Here is an 18,916-nt window from a genome sequence, read left to right as displayed (position 1 = left end):
AGGAATTCTAAAAAGTCGTCATTCCGAACAAAGTGAAGGAATCTTTAAAAATCAAAGTTTTGATTATGAGATTGCTTCGAAATAAAATTTCTCGCAATGACGTTCATTTATTACTTTTTAGACACTCTCCTACTTTTGCGAACGAAGCACAGGGTTCAATTCGTCGTCGTTGTACATTTTCATTTGCTTGTACACCTTCATGTATTTATCACCATTTTCAATATCGCTTAAAAGCGTATCGATAGCGGTTGAAAGATCTACGCGCTGCTCCAACAAAACGTCCAATTTCTTTTGGCAAGCAGTACGGTGGGCTTCCGAAGCGTCTTCGCGGGTAGCCTCTTCGTTCATGTGGTAAATTTTCAATGCTAAAATTGACAAGCGATCAATGCCCCATGCTGGGCTTTCGGTGTTTATCGTCGCATCAGCTTTCGCTTCAACATGCTTATATTTATCCAGAAAATAGCTGTCGATATACTCCACCATATCGGTGCGGTCTTGGTTGGAAGCATCAATTTGTCGCTTCAACTTTAATGCTGCCACGGGGTCGATTTGTGGATCACGAATAATATCCTCATAATGCCACTGCACGGTATCAATCCAACATTTTCTGTACAACAAATGTTCGATTAATTCGCTCTCTGGGTAAGCGTTCTCAAACGGTTGATCTACCATATTAAAAACGTGGTATTTTTCTATAACGTCCTGAAATATTTTATTTGCCTTATCTGTAAACATGTTTTTGGTTTTAAAAAGCACAAAACTACGTAATTTAAACAATATTTTAGGCTCGCTTGAATCGCATTGGGATTGTTTTAACTATTCTCAATTAATTTGTAAACGGGTTTCATTAACTTTAAAAATAATTTTACACCAATGAAAATCCACAACCTATCGCTTCAAAATTCCATTTTGAACACATTTATTTCTGAAATTAGAAACACCGACGTCCAAAACGACCGCTTGCGTTTTCGGCGAAATATTGAACGCATTGGTGAGATTTTGGGTTATGAAATGAGTAAATCACTATATTATGAGTCGAAAACGGTTGAAACCCCTTTGGGAAAATCAACAATACCACTGCCTCAAAACGATGTGGTATTATGCTCTATTTTGAGAGCAGGTATTCCGTTGCATAACGGATTGCTCAATTATTTTGACAAAGCCGAAAATGCTTTTATTTCGGCGTACAGGCACCATAAAAATAATTCCGATGATTTTGAAATTATTGTGGAATACCTCGCCTGCCCCAACTTGGAAGGCAAAACATTGATTTTGGCCGACCCGATGTTGGCCACTGGACAATCACTTGTCGCCACCTTTAGGGCTTTAAGGCCCTTTGGTAAACCGAAAGCCATCCATTTAGTGAGTGTTATTGGCGCTCAACCGGGCATTAAATTTATTGAAAACCATTTTGACGAAAACGTGCATTTATGGATTGCCACCGTTGACGAAAAACTAAACGACAAAGGCTACATTGTTCCGGGGCTTGGTGATGCGGGCGATTTAGCTTTTGGCGAAAAGCTACAGCATTAACAGTACAAAAGGCACAATAATCAATACACCCAAAAACACTTCCCTGAACCATTTTTCGGAAATGGATTCGATATAATTTGAAACCACAACGGCCAAGGGAGCGAACAAAAACAAAAACTCGCTTCCGTTTTTATTGGGCGTTAAAAGTACAATTACAAAACCAATAACCGCAGCCAAAACCACCGTTTTTAAAGTAGTTCTATTCGACTTCTTTTTCTGCTTAATATTCCGAATATAAAAGAACAATGACCACAAACCAAAGGACAATAGTAAGGTAATGGCAATTAAAAATTTCGTGGAATTGTATTTTGAAAAATCAAAATCAACCTGAAGAGACAAATCGAAAACATTAAAAAAACCACCATAAAAAATCACTGATGCGGCCACCGAAATAACAAACACCGCAGCGACTCCCAAAAACGGCACCACCCAATGCCTAATATTGTTATCGGAATACAAAACCAGAGATGCCAAGATTAAAACAAAAAATAAAATAACCCAAAAATAGAATAGACTGGCCACCGCTATCCAAAATGCAGCATCAAAATACTTCTTTTTCAACTCACGTTGCGAACGCACACTCAGCAACCTCCGCAAAGCCAAAAGCACAAAAAAATTAGCCAATAACACTTCTGCTTCGTTTGTGGTTTCTACAATGGTTAAAAAAAACAGGCTGAATAATAATAGTTCGTAGTGATTCTTTTTAGATAAACTATTTTTTCCAACTACAAAATTTAAAAGTAGAATGGAGCTATAAGCCACCAATAAAAGCAAGGCCTGTTTAAACAAAAAACCACCTGTAATAGCATCGTAACCCATATGGGTTTTGGCCACTATAAAAGCCAATAGTGTAATTAAAAACACAATAACGAAGTTTACAGGTTTAGATTTATTAAAAAAACTTGTTATCATTATCTGTTTTTGTATTTTTGCGTAGTAAATATACTAACTATAAAACGGTTGGTAAACAATAAACAAACACAAAATGAAAGACTTATTTTACGCTATACAGGACTTATTTGTAAATGTACTGTTTGCTCCGTACGATGCCTTAAAAGCACTTGAGTTAGAAAACTGGTTTGCCGCCAATACCATTTCATGGATTTTCATGCTTATTGGTTTTGTAGCCATGGTTTACTGGATGAAACAGTTAAAAATATTTAACGACAACAACGAAGAAGACAAAAGCATTTCTTCGCACTCGTTTCTATAAATCGAATCCGATATCTTTACGATAATTCATCTTATCAAAATGTAGTTTTTCTATATTTTGGTAAGATTTTTTTATGGCCTCTTGGTACGTATTTCCGTATGAAGTTATCGCCATAACACGGCCACCAGAGGTTACAACTTTCCCGTCTTTTAATTGTGCGCCGGCGTGGAACGCAATAGAGCCATTGATAGCCTCAATACCCGTTATTTCCTTTCCTTTTTCGTAAGCCTCAGGGTAACCTCCCGAAACCAACATGACCGTTGTAGCCGCACGTTCGTCTATTTCAATATCTATTTCGTTTAAAGTACCATTGCCCATCGCCTGAAGCACCTCAACCAAATCGTTTTTCAACCTTGGGAATACTACTTCGGTTTCTGGATCGCCCATCCTAACATTGTATTCAATTACTTTTGGGTCGTCATTTTCCACTTTTATCAACCCAATGAACACAAAGCCCACGTAAGGCAGTTTGTCTTTTTTAAAGCCTTCAATAGTTGGTTTTACAATGCGCTCCTCAATTTTATTTAAAAAATCCTCGGTAGCAAAAGGCACGGGCGAAACCGCTCCCATTCCACCTGTGTTAAGGCCAGTATCTCCCTCACCGATACGCTTGTAATCTTTAGCGGTTGGTAAGATTTTATAGTTTTCACCATCAGTCAACACAAAACAACTCAACTCGATACCATCCAAGAACTCTTCGATAACCACTTTGGTACTAGCTTGACCAAATTTGGCATCGACCAGCATGCTTTTCAATTCGGCTTTGGCTTCATCCAAATCATTTAAAATCACCACTCCTTTTCCTGCTGCCAACCCGTCTGCTTTCAGTACATACGGTGGTTTTAAGGTTTCTAAAAACGCATAGCCTTTTTCAACGGTTTCGGCCGTAAAGCTCTCGTAAGCTGCCGTTGGAATGTTGTGACGCATCATAAATTCCTTGGCGAATTCTTTACTGCCTTCCAACTCTGCGGCTACTTTTTGTGGCCCAATGACCTTAACATGCTTGATGGCATCGTCGTTTAAAAAGTAATCGTGAACCCCCGCCACCAAAGGTGCTTCCGGGCCAACAACCACCAATTCTATATTTTCATTCAACACCAATTCTTTAATAGCCCCAAAATCGGTTTCACCAATATTTACGTTGGTTGCCACTTCTGCCGTTCCGGAGTTACCAGGAGCCACAAATAACTGTTCGCATTTTGGGCTTTGTGCTATTTTCCAAGCAAATGTGTGTTCTCTTCCGCCTGAGCCAAGAATTAAGATGTTCATGTTCTGTGTGTTTATTAAAGGCACAAAAATAATTGCTTTTGATTAAAGCTACTAATAGATGGGCGAGTTTTTATTTTTAAAAGCTACCCTTTCAGTTTTATGATGACGTGCCATGCCAAATAGTACGCCGATTTTAATAATGGTAACCGCTCCACTTGCCGTAACAGTTTCCAATTCCATTTTATTAAATCGAACTTATTGTTAGACATGGAATCATTGGTTTTTCGGTATTCTGAAAGGACTTCGGGCAGTGCATGGGCTTCCTCACCTGTTTTTAATATTTTAAGCCACAAAGCATAATCTTGTCGTTTTCTAATAAGCGGCATATACACTTTTCCCAATTTAGTCCGGTTATAAATGGCCGTTAAGCACCCTATTTTATTGGAATAAAGCATGTCGCTATAACTCAAAACTTGGGGCGGATTTAAAGTTTTATTTAAAGAATCTCCAGATTCATCAATCCATTGGTATGCGGTGTGCGTTAAATTATACCCCTTATGCAGCATAAACCGGATTTGCTTTTCGAGTTTTAATGGTAACCATTTATCGTCGCTATCCAGAAAAGCGATAAACTCGCCCTTCGCTTCATTAATGGCTTTATTTCTGGCCACGGCTGCTCCTGAATTTTCATTAAGCTGAAACAGTTTAATTCGCGAATCTGACTTCTGAAGTGTTTCGATTATTGAAATGGTATTATCGCTTGAGCAATCGTCAACCAACAACATTTCCCAATTTTGATAGGTTTGATTGAGCACACTGCTTATGGTTTCCGAAATGTGTTTTTCAGAGTTGTAACAAGCTGTAATGACCGAAACAAGGGGGGTGCTATTGCTCATTGATGTTTGATGGTTGAAATAAAACTTTTCTTTTTTCCTTTTTTTGTAGCTACCAATTCGGCATCGGTATTTATTCTGTATGTTATGTCGCCTTTAAAATAACTTTCAATTTCTTTTGATAAAAGTTGTTTTTCTTTGGTTGATAAGTCGGAAAAAATATTGAAATCCAACTGTCCTTTTTCCTTTTGAATCACTTGATATTCCAAATTCAACCCATGCTTTTCCGAAAGGTTTTTAAAAATATAATAAAAATACAAACTGGGATATTTGTCGCTAATTCCGTAAACCGTTTCGCCAATTCTACCCAAAACGTCTTCTAAAATGAGATGTGCTTTTCCGCAGTCACACGCCTTACTTTTTGGAGCCAATTTTATATAATCGCCTAATTGATATCGAATTATCGGAAAAGAAAGCATGTGCAAATTGGTAACCAAAATTTCATTGTTCATTTCTTCAACAATTACACCTTCCATGTTTATGTGCATATTGCCTTTGGGGCATTCAAAAGCAATGATTCCAGCTTCTGCTGCGCCGTATTCGCTAATCATTTTTGTTCCAAAGGCCTGTTTGATTTCAGGCTGATAGTAATCGAAAATCTTTTCAGAAGTGCCCTTAACCATTTTGATTTTACTCGGCTTTTTAGTTTCTGAAGCATTTATGGCCCTTGCCGTTTCGTAAATACTTGATGAGTAACCATGGATATATTGGGCATCTTTTAGCTTTTTTATAAATCGCTTCATTTCGGTTTTTGAATACGAAAACACCCGAAATCGATTTTGAAAAGCATCTAGCAATCGGGTTTTCAATTTATAGAAAAGCGACTGATTGAATCCCCAAAAGTAGCCATTTCTATCCCAAGGATTTATGCCATAATTGCTGTAATTATGGTTGATGACTGCCCTGTTGAACGCATCGGCATATTCGTTTCTTGTAAACACCAACGATTGGCCCGACGTCCCCGATGTTTTGGCCTGAAATGTTTTTTTGAATTTATAATTCGTATGGATTTCTGAATTATGCTGAATCAGTTCTCTTTTGGTGATGGTGGGCAATTTTTTTAAATCGGAAAGTGATGTAATATCGGATGGTTTTATTCCTTTTTTATCAAAAGTCTTTCGGTAAAATGGCGAATATTGATAGGCAAATGCAATGAGCTCCTTTAGTTTTTTCAATTGAAAACCTTCCAACTGCTCCAACGAATAGCCCTGCGAAACATTCAAAAATTGATGGATGCTTTTTGAAGAAGGGTTCCTCAAATTTCGTCCCAAAATATAGAGCCATTTATAGATCATGCTTTCTCAAGTAATTGGTTCCATTGGTGTTTTACCACCTCCCATTGATAGTTTTCAACTTGCTTTCGAGCTTTTTGGGTGATTTTACCCGAGTCGTTTTCAATTAAATCCTTAATGCTGTTAACCATAGCGACAACGTCGTTTGGTTTCACCAAGACCCCAGTTTCTTGGTCTTTTACCAAATGCTTTATTCCTCCTACATTGGTGGATACAACCGGTAATCCTAAAGCCATGGCTTCAATGATGCTAACTGGCATGTTATCGACATTGCTGGTGTTTATAAAAACATCGAATGCTTCCGATTTTTTGTGCCATGCTTCTTTTGTTAAAACACCTGTGAATTTCACCGAGCTTTCCAAATCAAGTGCTTTCACAAGTGCTTTTACATTTTCCAAGGTACCATCACGATCGGGGCCTACCATGCACAATGTGGCATTTGGGTAATCTTTCTTTAGTTCTAACAATACTTTTATGGCCATTTCGGGGTTATAAATTTTGGCAAACGACCTTACATATAACAGTTTCGGATGTAGTGTTTCTCTAACTTTAAACGGATAATTTTCTATTTCGAGTACGTTGGGGATGCAAAGGGTTTTGAAGCCTGCATTTTGAAAAGCCTCCAACAAATATTCGGATGGTGCCACGTTAACATAGGCGTTTGAAAAAATGGTTTTTGACATTCGAGGCGATTTTTTCAACCTTTCAGGAAGGTTTCCGCCGTGTAAAATAGGAATATAAGGCTTTCTAAACCATTGTAGCAAAATAGCACAGCAATAGGCGTAATAAAAGTTTAACGTACTATAGGTATCGATTAAAACGACATCAGTAGTTTGTTGGTGATTAAAAATACTGAAAACCATATCGAGCATTCGGAACACCACGTTAGATTGACTCGACGTTTTTATTACAGTATAGCCTTCTTTTTGTAGCAAATTACTAAGTGTTTCCAACGTGGAAGGATAACCCGTTTTGCTAAACAGATTGTTTCCTATGTATAACACTTTTGTGGTTTTCATAGCGCTTATTTATTAATAAGCTTTTTCCTCGCCTTTTAACGCATTGGTCAAAGTTTGTATCATTATTTTTAAATCCAATAACAACGACCAGTTTTCTATGTAAAAGATGTCATATTTTACTCTATTGATAATATCTTTATCGGTTTCTATCTCGCCCCTAAAACCACTTATCTGGGCCAATCCTGTTATGCCCGGTTTTACAAAATGGCGCACCATAAACTTATCTATTCGTTGCGCGTACATATTGGTATGGCTTACCATATGCGGCCTTGGTCCCACAACCGACATATCACCGAAAAGTACATTAAAAAACTGAGGGAGCTCGTCAATACTTGTCTTTCTAATGAAAGCCCCCACTTTTGTAATGCGGTTATCGCCCTTTGTCGCTTGAAACAAATGCGCATCTTTGTTGGGCGTCATGGAACGAAACTTGTAACAGTCGAATTCTTTGTAATTAAACCCGTTTCTGGATTGTTTGAAAAATACGGGGCCTCTTGATTCCAGTTTTATGATGATGGCCAAGATGGGCGTAAGCCATGATAGCACAAAAATGATAATGCCAAGGGAAAACACAATATCGAAAGTTCGCTTGGTCAATTGGTTAACCTTTTCTTGAATAGGAATAGTCCTTAACGATAGAATAGGAATATAATCATAATATTCGTATTTTAACTTTTTAGAATATATATCCTTGTTATCTGGTATAAATTTTAATTCCCGTAAATTATTATCGGCAAAGTCGATCAATCGGTTTATTTGTTTGTTGGATAAATCGGCCACCGAAAAGTAAATTTCATTGATGTCGTTTTCAATAATAAAGTCGAAACATTTTTGCAGCGAAAAACCCTCCTTTTGCGTTTTAAACTGTTTTTTGAAATCGTAACCAAAATCCAATCTGGTTTTAAAAATACGCATTAATTGCCTAGTCTTTTCTGTATCACCAATAACAACTACCCTTCTAAGGTTTCCTCCTAAAACTGCTCTATATTTATTTAAGAGAAAGAAAAACAAAAACTTAAAAAATGAAACTAATCCAAAAACCGTCAACAAATAGTTTCCAAGCGACAACCGACTTATACCAGGTTGTTTAAAAAACCCAATAAAAGCATATAGTATAATTGAAAAGAAGATAATTTGTCTAAACAACAAGGTGATAACCTGTATGACTTTAGTGTATCTATTGACCTCATAAAACTGATTTTTAAAAGCAATGACAAGCCAAGATGCGAAGGCATACCCCAAAAACAAATAAATGTTATTCAGGTTAATCTCAAACAAGAATATAACACCGCCAATGATACTAAAATCAACGAGGTGTAAAATAGGTTTTATTAATCCGGAATAGCGACCTTGTTTAAAAGTACTCAATAGTTATTTTTTTATGTGTTGGGCAAAATCTTTGTGTTCGCTTTTAAACAGCTCGTCTTTGGTTAATGTACTGAAATAATCGTAGGTTATTTTCATGCCTTCCGCTCTGTCTATTTTCGGCTCCCAATTTAATATTTTTTTTGCTAAACTAATATCAGGTTGGCGTTGCAGGGGATCGTTTTGAGGCAAATCTTTGTAAACAATCTTTTGTGTGGTGCCCGTTAGCCTTATAATTTCTCCAGCAAAATCTTTAATAGTGATTTCGTGCGGATTCCCGATGTTAACAGGGTATGCATAATCGCTTAATAATAACCTGTAAATGCCTTCAACTTGATCATCGACATAACAAAACGAACGGGTTTGCAACCCATCACCAAAAACGGTTAAATCTTCACCTCGCAGCGCTTGACCTATAAATGCGGGTATAACTCGACCATCATTTAATCGCATTCTAGGGCCATAGGTATTAAATATACGCACAATTCGAGTTTCTAAGCCATGGAATCTGTGATATGCCATAGTGATAGACTCCTGAAAACGCTTGGCTTCATCATATACCCCTCTTGGACCAATAGTATTTACGTTTCCGTAATAATCTTCGTTTTGAGGGTGCACTAGTGGATCGCCATATACCTCAGAAGTTGAAGCTATTAAAATACGTGCATTTTTAGCCTTTGCCAACCCTAATAAATTATGAGTACCCAAAGACCCTACTTTTAGAGTTTGAATAGGGATTTTTAAATAATCGATAGGACTTGCCGGTGAAGCAAAATGAAGGACGTAATCTAAATTCCCTTCAATTTCAACAAACTCCGTTACATCGTGTTTTATAAATTCAAAACGGGGATGATTCGCTAAATGCGCTAGGTTTTTTTTATCTCCTGTAATGTAATTGTCCATTCCAATTACATAAAACCCTTCCTTAATAAATCGGTCACACAAATGTGAACCCAAAAAACCTGCCGCACCAGTAACGAGTACCCTTTTCATTTTAAATATTTTTCATCCTATGGTTCCACTTCCAATTTTGTAACATACAAAGCCTATTTCCTCGAGCTTTTTATTATCCAAAATACCCCTTCCGTCAAAAACAAAGGCAGGTTTTTGCATATTTTCATAAATTTTTTGCCAATCGTAGGTTTTAAACTCGTCCCATTCAGTTAAAACAGCAATAGCATGGGCATCTTTACATACTTCGTATGGATCATTCTTAATTTTCAATAAATCTCTATTTCCCTCCGAATGTCGTGAATTTAAATAATCTATATCTGTATAAATCTGTTCCTCTGTTACCTTAGGGTCATAAACGGAAACCTGAGCTTGCTCATTCAGCAAATTATCGGCCACTTTTATGGCGGCAGATTCACGGGTATCGTTAGTATCCTTTTTAAAGGCCCAGCCTAAAAAAGCTATTTTCTTTCCCGAAACGGTATTATAAAGGGTGCGTACAATATTATCCGAGAATCGGTTTTTTTGATAATCGTTCATCAAAATAACTTGTTCCCAATAATCGGCTACTTCGTTAAGTCCGTAGCTTTTCGCAATATATACCAAATTAAGAATGTCTTTTTGAAAACACGACCCTCCAAAGCCTACTGATGCTTTCAAGAATTTCGGGCCAATTCTGGAGTCCATTCCTACCGCCTTTGAAACTTCTTTGATATCTGCCCCTGTTTTTTCGCAAATAACAGACATGGCATTTATTGAGGATACACGCTGCGCCAAAAAGGCATTGGCTGTTAACTTTGAAAGCTCTGATGACCAGACATTGGTCGTTAAAATTTTGTCTTTTGGCACCCATTCGGCATAAATATCAACTAAAGCCTGAATGGCTTGCTCTCCTTCCTCAGAAGTATCTCCCCCTATCAACACTCTATCGGGTTTCAACAAATCTTGCACCGCCGTGCCCTCAGCTAAAAACTCTGGGTTTGATAGTATTTGAAACTTAACGCCATTACCCGTATGGTCCAAAATATTTTTTATTGCTGAAGCAGTACGCACTGGGAGGGTTGATTTTTCAACTACAATTTTATTTTCCTTGGCTACTTTTGCAATTTGGCGGGCACAAAGCTCAATGTATTTTAAATCGGCCGCCATGCCTTTCCCTTTCCCATAAGTTTTTGTAGGCGTATTTACCGAAATAAAAATCATATCGGCTTCATCAATGGCAGTATCTACATCATTAGAGAAAAATAGATTTCGCCCTCTAGCTTCTTTAACAATTGCATCTAAACCGGGTTCGAATACAGGTAGTTTGTTTAAATCGGCATCGTTCCAAGCATTAATTCTTGACTCGTTGATATCAACTACTGTAACTTTTATATTGGGACATTTCTGGGCGATGACAGCCATGGTTGGCCCGCCTACGTATCCGGCTCCGATGCAGCAGATTTTGGTCGTTTTCATTAAAGAACTATTACTCCAGGTGGAAAATGCAAAAATATAATTAATTTAATATTAAGTCACTATATATCTTCTCAAGTTTAGATATATTGTTCTTTAAGTTGAATTCTTTATTAAATAAAACAAATGAGTTTTGTTCAAATTTTGTTCGAAGCAAATCGTTGTCAAGCAACTCACAGGTTTTTGATGCCATATCATCCACATTGAAATTCTCAACAACAAACCCATTATAATTATCTTCAACAAGGTCTCTGTTTCCGTCGCAATTAGTAACTACACACGATTTTGAAAGCGCTAAACTTTCAATAATTGAGTACGGCAAACCTTCATACCTTGATGTTGAAATGTATAGCTTCGAGTTTTCTATTATTTTTAAAATCTTTTCACGCTCTATCCATTTTACCAGAGTTATATTTCCTTCCAAATTATAATTCCGTATCTGGTTTTGTACATGCTCTTTGTTGGGGCTATACTCACCAACCCCCATTAAAACCAAATGAATATCCGGCTTTGATTCTTTTATCTTTTTGATAACCTCAATCATCATTTCAATATTTTTTTGATAAGAAGGCCTGCCAACGGTACAAATGTAGTTTTTTGGGAGCTTTACACTGGTATATTCATCGTTATTTCTTTCAATCGGCAATATTGAATTATTAAACAGAATTGTTTTTTCAGGTTTATATCCCACATCACTTATTCCTCTTTCTATTTCTGATTTTGAAGTAGCTAGAAGATATGAATTTCGTCCAGCAAAAAAAGATTCTATAAGTAAAAATATTCTTCTTTTTAATTTACTATTAGTACTTAAATAAGAGTAAGCATGGGGTGTATGAAGGACTTTTACTTTACAAAAAAGAGAGGCAACTCTTGCAATAATACCTCCTTTTGCACTATGCGCATGAATTAAATCAGGCCTTTCCTTCTTTATTGCCATTATGGTTTGGTAGATTGCCTTGAGATCCTTTACTGGGCTTATTTCTCTTTGGATGTCAATATTAAATTCAGGTATAGCGTTATTGCTTTTATCATAATATCTTTTTTTACCATTTTTTTGTTTGTGAATTATTATATTTTCTACTTTATTGCAATTTATATTTTCTACAACTAAGCGGAGATATACTTCAACTCCCCCAACCGAATCCAAAACATGCGCTACTTTAATTCTTTTCAAATCTAATGTTTCTATTTAATGTTATTTTACCAAAAACTGAAAACCAAAAAGCCGAAAAACTGATTCCACTGAATAAAATCAAAAAATCATCTGTTAAATTTGACAGAAAAAAATGTAACCCAAAAAACATCATAATGAGACTTTTATTTACTATTGCCAAATAGCCCAATACGCTAAAAAACACCACTAATCCAATGATACCAAATATACCATATTTTAGAAAATAATCTAAAAATTGGTTATGTACAGGAAATTTATATTTAAACAAAAACTTTTGATTAGTTTTTTTGTAGTATTCAAAAAGAGCGAGCTTTGCTTCAGTAGCACCATAACCGAATACAAACTTTTTCCTGACGAGTTCTAAAGTAGATTTCCAAATAGTAACCCTAGTAACCAAGGCGCCATAAATTTGACTTTCAGGATTTTCAAATTCATCTAAGCGACCAACCTTGTCCATATCGGCGAAGCTTTTTTCGGTAAATTTTTTTATCGAATAAGGAAAAACCTTTAAAAAAACCGTTATTCCAAATACGAATAATACAAACGTCAGAAGTATAATTTTCACAGTTCTCTTTCTATTCTTATCTCGAAACACTTGGACAAATGATATAATTAAACATCCAAAGACTGCTGAAGCAATGGCAACTCTGGTGTTAACATACATCAAGAAAAAAAAAGACAAAAAAAACATAAAACCATTGGCAATAACCTTCCATTTTCTTCGTCCATCTTTTAATAAAAGGTAGAAACTTATAACAACTATGAAGGCAATAGCCATATTTAAGGCGGGTGCATGATTACCGAAACTATTTGAGAAATGATAACCCATCTCCCAGAGATGTTTCCCTTTTAAATATTTCAAAAAGTTATCGGGATATAAAAAAATATACCTAATGAACAGAATTGTCAAAACAATTAACATTAGGTTTCTGTAGTGTTTTACCAAGCGTTTTAAGTCTAATTTTCCTTTATAACCCAGAATGAACAACGGAAAAATAAGAAATAGGGAGTGCTTTTCGGTAGCTTTTACCGCCAAATAAAAACTACTATTATTCCAAATAAACAAAAGATCTAAAAGCAAAGGTATAGCTATTGTTCCAAAGAGCCACAAACTAGTCTTTGTATGGTGCATTTTTTTAATAAAAAAAACGTTAAATAGCACAAAAAAAGCAATAAGTACGTTAGCTAATTTCATTGATATGAATGAAACAGGAAGCAAGCATAAAAAAAAATGAAAAATATTATGATATTTCCTTTCTAAACTCTTCATAATACATTAAATAATAAATTAAGGGAAAAATACCTGCCTTATGACGAATAGCAGATCCTAGGTCCGGTTCAAATACCCCCTGTACAATAAAATAAGAAATTAAAAAGTAAAACAACCACAATTCATAATTCTCTTTTTTACCATTATTTAAACAGTTACCATAACGTTTGTAAATTATCACGAATAAAATAAGTTGCCAAATACCAAAAACTACTATTTGAGGTGATAAAATGTGTCTAAATATTGAATTTAGAGGAAGGTTCACCGTAAAAAAACCATACAAAATCCCAAATGATTCACCATACCATGTGTCTGTTTTGATTGGAGAAATTATAGCCGAATTACTGTCTGTATCTCCTATTTTGGCTCTCCACTCATTATGACTTTCCCTTGTATTTTGGGATATAAAAACCCCTTTAATAACACCATGACTCAAAGATAGGAAAATAACAAATAATAATCCAAAGACAAGATTACCCATCCTTTGGGACTTAAACTTTATTTTGTTTATAAAAAATAAAAACAAAGCTGTCAAAACAACTAAAAAATAATACTCTCTAAAAAAATATGCAAAAAGAAGTAAAGTTATAATACTAACCACTATGGTTTTTCTATAACTTAATTTACGACATTTAAAAAACAAAACTAGTAATCCTGTAAAACAAAAAGTAATAAACTCTTTAGTTGGCATTGCTAAATAGATTGCTGTAACTAGAATGAAAAAATAAACTAATACATTTTTCACAGATAAAACATGAAATCTCTTAGATATACCTATTTTCCTAACCAACAGTATTAATACAATAAATTGAAGTGCCCCAACTAGGGGGAAAGATAAATGCTTTAGCCCAGTAATATTATAAAATAAAATAGTTAATGGGTAAGAGCCCTTAAACCCTATTTCGTTCCAAGGATCGTTTATAAGTAAATTTGTATCGTTAAAAAATCTAGTTGGTAAAAAGTAATAACCTGAATAAGCTATTAATAAACCTAAAAGAGAAATTAATAAGAACCTTATTTTAAAATAAGAAACCTTCATAGAACACCTTTACCTTTAAATTAACAAATCCTCTATTTGTGCAGCTGCATTCTTCCACGTTAACCGACTTTTTTTCTTTATCAGCGCTTTTTTTATATTATTTCTCTTTTCCTGATTATCCAAACTATCAATTATAGCATTAACTAAGGATTTTGAATTAGGCTCACACCAAAAACACTCATCCATTGCCAATTGTTCAGAAAACCCCCCCACATTTGTGCAAACCATAGGTAACTCTGCATAAATACCCAAGGAAATCACACCTGATTGTGTTGCCTCCGTGTAAGGCAGAATCAGTACATCTGCCCAAGACAGCAATTTTCCTATTTCCTCTTCAGAGAGATACTTATCTAGCACTTCTATTTTATCATGCTTTGAATAATTAACATCGTACAAACTTTTCCCTGCTATAATTAATTTATCAAAAGAATTCCCTAAAATAATTGCACTTTCCATTAATAATTCAACCCCTTTATACTTATCAATCCTTCCTAAGAATAACAAATTATTGGTTCTATCCTTTTTTGAATTAAATTCTACAAACTTATTCTCAATAATAGGATGAGGTACAATTTCGTAATTAACAACTATCCCCAACTCCCTTTCAACATGCCTGCGTGTATAATCAGTAAGGTAAACAACCTTTTTAGCCATTTTCAACCTACAATTATTCATGGACTGTGTTAACCAATTACGCTCGCCTTTGTGCAAAACTCCATCGTGTGCCGTAAAAATGACTTCCTTGTTAAAGAACTTAAAGAGGAAAATAAATGGTAAATCCCAAAAATGCTTGTATGGTAAATACAGTGCCTTATAATCTTTTCTGATTTTTGGCAGAAGGCACAAAATTAATATGGGTAGATAAATTAAGGTGTTAAAGAAAAAACTTAACTTGTTACTATAAGTTATTATTTCTTTTGATTTAACGACAGGTTTTTTTAATGACCTATTTTTAGAAACGAGGATATCAAAGTCTAAACTCTCAAAATTTGACACAATATTTTCAGCATATAACGGCAAACTATTCGTTCGGCCTAACGAAAGGACCAGTACTTTTTTTTTCATCAATTTTTCATAAAAACAGCCTAAAACTTAGGTTTCAATTCAAGGCAAAAGTAAGATAATATAAAAACCCTTTAAAACTTAGATGTAAATATTTAAAAAACTAACTTTGCCGTTTGTTTATTTTTCTTTTGATAGTGAAAAAAGTTTTATTTAATAATTTAATATGGGAGGCTTTAGGAAAAGGGCTTAATCTTATTTCTGTTTTCATAGTCAACTTCATTCTGGCAAACTATTTAGGGCCAGAGTTATTTGGTAGCTTTAGCTATGTTATAGCTTTTGCTTCTGGTTTCTTGATTCTATCTGAATTTGGCTTAGAGCGAATCGAAATTAGGGAAACCGTTAAAAACGAAAAAATAATCGAAAGTTCTTTGCTTATTAGATTGGTTGCCTCTATATCCAGCTACTCACTTTTAGCGTTGTGCGTTAGTTTTTTAGAGAGCGATGTGGACATGCAAAAAATGATTTTAATCTTTGCTGTTTCAAATTTTGCTTCAATTGGTTATACTTTCAAAAACTTTTTTATTGGAAAGTTCAAAAATTTATATTCCTCTATTGCCCTCAATTTTAGAGACATTTTTACCTTGGTAAGTTTATTGGTTTTAATCTATTTAAAATCCACCTTTTCAACTATCCTCTATTATTATTTAGCTGCTTATTTCATTGAGTTTATAATACTTGTATTCATTTTTACAACAAAATTTAAATCCTATAAACTTAAAATGGATTTCAGCAAAACTAAATATTTAATAACAAAAAGTTTTCCTCTTTTTATTGCTGGTCTGTTAATTTTCAGTTACAAGAAAATGGATTTGATAATTATCAATTATTTTTTAAACGATTATGAAACCGGCATTTATAGTTCTGCTCAAAAAATAGCCAGTGCACTGCTAACCTCTACAATGGTTATTATTATGGTTGGTGGGCCAATTTTAAATAAAACCATAGATACAGCAAGCTACAAAAAAAACCGCCTATTATTTTTTGAAATAATTATATTGAGTTCTGTTGTCTGCTCTATTATTTTCTTTATCTTCTCAGAAAACATCATTGAAATGGTCTTCACGAAAGAGTACGTTAAATCCATCTACCCATTTAAGATCCTTATTTGGAAGAACGTCTTTGAGTCTATTTTTTTAGCAACAGGATATATAATCATTATCCAAGACCTCCAAAAAAAAGCGTATTTAAGAAACTTAATAGCTGCGACCATAAGCATAATATCTAATTTAATTTTGATATCTAATTATGGAATCCTAGCTGCCTCTTACATCTCTTTAATAACGTATTTCTTTGCTGGTTTTGTTTGTAATTACTTTGTAAAGGAATATAGCTTTTTAAATACCATAACCCTAGAAGCCCTGAAATTTTCAGAAATCAAAAAACATTTACAAAAAAATGGATAAAAAAAAGATTGGAATTTTAACATACCACTATTCTAACAACTATGGTGCTGTATTACAGGCATATTCTTTACAAACAGTTTTAACCGAAAAGGGACATGATACCTATATCATTAATTTAACGCCCAACCTAGGCCTTAAAGGCAGACTAAAAACAGCAATAACAAAACCTTTTGCAAAAACCTTTAACCTGTTTAGGCAAAATAGATTAAACCTATATCCGAAAAGCTCTATTTTTAGCAACAACTTAAATTCAGTTGATTTTAAAAATTTTGACTGTCTAATTGTGGGGAGCGACCAAGTGTGGAGAAAAGATTATACAAGAGGTTTAGGCTACAGTTATTTTTTAGATTTTGCTCCAAAACAAACTAAAAAAATATCTTATGCGGCTAGTTTCGGTCTTGATTATTATAGTGGCGACCAAAAAGACATAAATGTTATTAAAAGCCTTTTAAAATCTTTTTCACTAGTTACGGTAAGAGAAAAATCTGGCGTGAACATATGCAAAGAACTATTTGAAACAAACGCCCATATGGTTTTGGATCCAGTACTGTTATCGCCAAAAGAGGCTTATTCATTCAAAGATGAAGTAGAAAGACCTATTGGCTTTATAACACAATATTTACTGGATGCTTCTGATAAAAAAGTTGCTTTTGTAAAAAGTATAGCTCGTTCTTTAGATAAAGAAATCACTCTAAATTATAAACAAAATTCTGGTAGAATATCGCTAACAAATATTCTGTTTAACAGAAAGAAGGAAAAATTCCCAGAGATTTCAGAATGGATAGCCAACATAAAAAATGCTGATTTAGTTATTACAGACTCTTTCCACGGTGTGGCATTTTCAATTTTATTCAATAAAGAGTTTATTTGTATATATAATGAAAAGAGAGGTAAAACGCGAATGCAGAATATTTTAGATACTTTCAATTTAAGGCATAGAGCCATATCAGAATCCGAAATGGACGAATTTGCCTTAAGTGCCCTTAAACCTATTGAATTCAATAAGGTTAACCATATTTTAGAAACACAAAAAGAATATTCACTAAACCTTCTATTTAGCAATATCAATTAACATGTAAAACATCAGTTAAAGGCTTTTTAGGAGATATGGTTGTTTTAATATCTTTTTCATACATGCCAACGGCCAAGTACATGATGATTTCCTGGTCTTGGGGTATACCTGCCGCTTTGTGAGCCTTCCAATCATTTAATGGTTTAGAGCACCAATTTAGGCAACACGTTCCTATACCCTGTGAATGTAAAGCATAAATCAATGTCATACTAAAAAGGCCTCCTTCTGTAAAAATCTGGTGTCTTTCATATGAGAACTCCATTTCTTTCAAGTTTCCTGTAATTATTATCAAACCTGGTATATTATCCCTAAAACCTAAATTCCCATTCTGGTATTTAAGCAAACTTTCTATCTCATGCTTATTTTGATAATAGTGAACTTTCCAAGGTTGTCTGTTACAAACTGATGGTGTTTTTATTGCAAGCGCAACAGCCTTTTTTACATCTTCCAAATTAGCTTTTGCTGAAAAATTCCTAATACTTGATCGAGACCGAGCTAAACTAAAAAAATGGTTCTCACTGTTGTTAATAGAACTATTATATTCTTCAACTTTTTTTGTGCCTGATAAAGCCCGTGTGTCTTCTTTCTCTATCAAGTTTAAAGGGTATTTTTCTTCTGAAATGTTTTTCTCTAGATGAAATTTTTTATACTCAGATAATGCAGATATTGCAATATTTTGAGGGTAATCACTACCATTTATTTCCTCAAATGATTTTAAGTCTTGAAATAATTTACCAAAAAACCATTTTCCAAATAAGGGCTTAACGTTCCTTAAAGTGAGCCCTTTCTCTATTCGGTGGAGATTAATCATAATATTAGAACCTAATGCCCTTTTATCTTTACTCCTTTTGAAGACCATATTAGAAAAATAAAAGCCTTTCAACATATCGTATAAGCAACATGTAAAATATTCTATAAAACTTTTTATAAACTTTAAGGACCTAATCATTTATATGCTAATTT

At 34.4% G+C, this 18,916-nt stretch carries 18 protein-coding genes; 4 read left to right on the top strand and 14 right to left on the bottom strand.

Annotated features, from left to right (window positions below; all coding sequences use genetic code 11):
* Positions 1-129 precede the first annotated feature (129 nt).
* Positions 130-735 (bottom strand): DUF4254 domain-containing protein, encoded by a 606-nt coding sequence (locus tag ABI125_01440; protein ID XCF06534.1) that lies wholly within the window; start codon positions 733-735, stop codon positions 130-132.
* 138 nt (positions 736-873) lie between these two features.
* Here ABI125_01440 and upp point away from each other — a divergent pair, with 138 nt between their 5' ends.
* Positions 874-1,533, top strand: coding sequence for a uracil phosphoribosyltransferase (upp, locus tag ABI125_01435; protein ID XCF06533.1), 660 nt, complete (start codon positions 874-876; stop codon positions 1,531-1,533).
* Here upp and ABI125_01430 read toward each other — a convergent pair.
* Entirely contained in the window at positions 1,522-2,445 is a 924-nt protein-coding gene (locus tag ABI125_01430) for a DUF6427 family protein (GenBank protein XCF06532.1), read from the bottom strand. The genes upp and ABI125_01430 overlap by 12 nt on opposite strands.
* 73 nt (positions 2,446-2,518) lie before the next feature.
* On the opposite strand from ABI125_01430, the gene ABI125_01425 reads away from it, so the two are divergent.
* Complete coding sequence (locus ABI125_01425; protein ID XCF06531.1) at positions 2,519-2,746, top strand: uracil phosphoribosyltransferase; 228 nt, start codon at positions 2,519-2,521, stop codon at positions 2,744-2,746.
* Here ABI125_01425 and purD read toward each other — a convergent pair.
* The 11 genes from purD to ABI125_01370 all read right to left on the bottom strand — a co-directional run bounded on the left by purD (position 2,741) and on the right by ABI125_01370 (position 15,478).
* Positions 2,741-4,015 (bottom strand): phosphoribosylamine--glycine ligase, encoded by a 1,275-nt coding sequence (purD, locus tag ABI125_01420; GenBank protein XCF06530.1) that lies wholly within the window; start codon positions 4,013-4,015, stop codon positions 2,741-2,743. The genes ABI125_01425 and purD overlap by 6 nt on opposite strands.
* A gap of 83 nt (positions 4,016-4,098) precedes the next feature.
* Positions 4,099-4,851 (bottom strand): glycosyltransferase family 2 protein, encoded by a 753-nt coding sequence (locus ABI125_01415; GenBank protein XCF06529.1) that lies wholly within the window; start codon positions 4,849-4,851, stop codon positions 4,099-4,101.
* On the bottom strand, positions 4,848-6,119 hold the full coding sequence (locus ABI125_01410; protein ID XCF06528.1) for a phenylacetate--CoA ligase family protein: 1,272 nt from the start codon (positions 6,117-6,119) through the stop codon (positions 4,848-4,850). The genes ABI125_01415 and ABI125_01410 overlap by 4 nt, the downstream gene beginning before the upstream one ends.
* 20 nt (positions 6,120-6,139) lie before the next feature.
* The gene (locus ABI125_01405) at positions 6,140-7,159 is read right to left on the bottom strand and encodes a glycosyltransferase family 4 protein (GenBank protein ID XCF06527.1); all 1,020 of its coding nucleotides are present in this window, start codon (positions 7,157-7,159) and stop codon (positions 6,140-6,142) included.
* A gap of 12 nt (positions 7,160-7,171) precedes the next feature.
* Positions 7,172-8,527 (bottom strand): undecaprenyl-phosphate glucose phosphotransferase, encoded by a 1,356-nt coding sequence (locus tag ABI125_01400; protein XCF06526.1) that lies wholly within the window; start codon positions 8,525-8,527, stop codon positions 7,172-7,174.
* Positions 8,528-8,530: 3 nt separating this feature from the next.
* A complete protein-coding gene (locus tag ABI125_01395; protein ID XCF06525.1) occupies positions 8,531-9,517 on the bottom strand; it encodes a UDP-glucuronic acid decarboxylase family protein in 987 nt (328 codons plus the stop codon).
* Positions 9,518-9,529: 12 nt separating this feature from the next.
* Positions 9,530-10,933 (bottom strand): UDP-glucose 6-dehydrogenase, encoded by a 1,404-nt coding sequence (locus ABI125_01390; GenBank protein XCF06524.1) that lies wholly within the window; start codon positions 10,931-10,933, stop codon positions 9,530-9,532.
* A 40-nt stretch (positions 10,934-10,973) separates the two neighbouring features.
* Entirely contained in the window at positions 10,974-12,104 is a 1,131-nt protein-coding gene (locus tag ABI125_01385; GenBank protein ID XCF06523.1) for a glycosyltransferase, read from the bottom strand.
* Positions 12,091-13,299, bottom strand: coding sequence for an O-antigen ligase family protein (locus ABI125_01380; protein XCF06522.1), 1,209 nt, complete (start codon positions 13,297-13,299; stop codon positions 12,091-12,093). Before ABI125_01380 ends, ABI125_01385 begins: the two co-directional genes overlap by 14 nt.
* Before the next feature lie 46 nt (positions 13,300-13,345).
* The gene (locus ABI125_01375; GenBank protein ID XCF06521.1) at positions 13,346-14,413 is read right to left on the bottom strand and encodes a hypothetical protein; all 1,068 of its coding nucleotides are present in this window, start codon (positions 14,411-14,413) and stop codon (positions 13,346-13,348) included.
* Positions 14,414-14,428: 15 nt separating this feature from the next.
* Positions 14,429-15,478, bottom strand: a complete 1,050-nt coding sequence (locus ABI125_01370; protein ID XCF06520.1) for a glycosyltransferase family 4 protein — start codon at positions 15,476-15,478, stop codon at positions 14,429-14,431.
* A 134-nt stretch (positions 15,479-15,612) separates the two neighbouring features.
* On the opposite strand from ABI125_01370, the gene ABI125_01365 reads away from it, so the two are divergent.
* Together ABI125_01365 and ABI125_01360 are read left to right on the top strand one after the other, a co-directional pair.
* Complete coding sequence (locus tag ABI125_01365; protein XCF06519.1) at positions 15,613-16,881, top strand: oligosaccharide flippase family protein; 1,269 nt, start codon at positions 15,613-15,615, stop codon at positions 16,879-16,881.
* Positions 16,874-17,953: a polysaccharide pyruvyl transferase family protein gene (locus tag ABI125_01360; GenBank protein ID XCF06518.1), complete on the top strand. Its 1,080-nt coding sequence runs from the start codon at positions 16,874-16,876 to the stop codon at positions 17,951-17,953. Before ABI125_01365 ends, ABI125_01360 begins: the two co-directional genes overlap by 8 nt.
* Here the strand turns inward: ABI125_01360 and ABI125_01355 are convergent.
* Positions 17,946-18,839 (bottom strand): nitroreductase family protein, encoded by an 894-nt coding sequence (locus ABI125_01355; GenBank protein XCF06517.1) that lies wholly within the window; start codon positions 18,837-18,839, stop codon positions 17,946-17,948. The two genes, ABI125_01360 and ABI125_01355, sit on opposite strands and share 8 nt — an antisense overlap.
* Positions 18,840-18,916: the final 77 nt, after the last annotated feature.

The sequence above is a fragment of the Tamlana crocina genome, assembly GCA_040429635.1.
In the GTDB taxonomy this organism is placed as follows: domain Bacteria; phylum Bacteroidota; class Bacteroidia; order Flavobacteriales; family Flavobacteriaceae; genus Flavisericum; species Flavisericum crocinum.
The sequence above is the reverse complement of the archived record's forward strand: the minus strand, read 5'-3'. Positions and strand labels throughout refer to the sequence as shown.

Excerpts from the sequence above, each read along its gene's own strand:
- ABI125_01440 (XCF06534.1), bottom strand. The coding sequence starts at position 735 with ATGTTTACAGATAAGGCAAATAAAATATTTCAGGACGTTATAGAAAAA.
- upp (XCF06533.1), top strand. The coding sequence starts at position 874 with ATGAAAATCCACAACCTATCGCTTCAAAATTCCATTTTGAACACATTT.
- ABI125_01430 (XCF06532.1), bottom strand. The coding sequence starts at position 2,445 with ATGATAACAAGTTTTTTTAATAAATCTAAACCTGTAAACTTCGTTATT.
- ABI125_01425 (XCF06531.1), top strand. The coding sequence starts at position 2,519 with ATGAAAGACTTATTTTACGCTATACAGGACTTATTTGTAAATGTACTG.
- purD (XCF06530.1), bottom strand. The coding sequence starts at position 4,015 with ATGAACATCTTAATTCTTGGCTCAGGCGGAAGAGAACACACATTTGCT.
- ABI125_01415 (XCF06529.1), bottom strand. The coding sequence starts at position 4,851 with ATGAGCAATAGCACCCCCCTTGTTTCGGTCATTACAGCTTGTTACAAC.
- ABI125_01405 (XCF06527.1), bottom strand. The coding sequence starts at position 7,159 with ATGAAAACCACAAAAGTGTTATACATAGGAAACAATCTGTTTAGCAAA.
- ABI125_01395 (XCF06525.1), bottom strand. The coding sequence starts at position 9,517 with ATGAAAAGGGTACTCGTTACTGGTGCGGCAGGTTTTTTGGGTTCACAT.
- ABI125_01390 (XCF06524.1), bottom strand. The coding sequence starts at position 10,933 with ATGAAAACGACCAAAATCTGCTGCATCGGAGCCGGATACGTAGGCGGG.
- ABI125_01380 (XCF06522.1), bottom strand. The coding sequence starts at position 13,299 with ATGAAATTAGCTAACGTACTTATTGCTTTTTTTGTGCTATTTAACGTT.
- ABI125_01375 (XCF06521.1), bottom strand. The coding sequence starts at position 14,413 with ATGAAGGTTTCTTATTTTAAAATAAGGTTCTTATTAATTTCTCTTTTA.
- ABI125_01370 (XCF06520.1), bottom strand. The coding sequence starts at position 15,478 with ATGAAAAAAAAAGTACTGGTCCTTTCGTTAGGCCGAACGAATAGTTTG.
- ABI125_01360 (XCF06518.1), top strand. The coding sequence starts at position 16,874 with ATGGATAAAAAAAAGATTGGAATTTTAACATACCACTATTCTAACAAC.
- ABI125_01355 (XCF06517.1), bottom strand. The coding sequence starts at position 18,839 with ATGTTGAAAGGCTTTTATTTTTCTAATATGGTCTTCAAAAGGAGTAAA.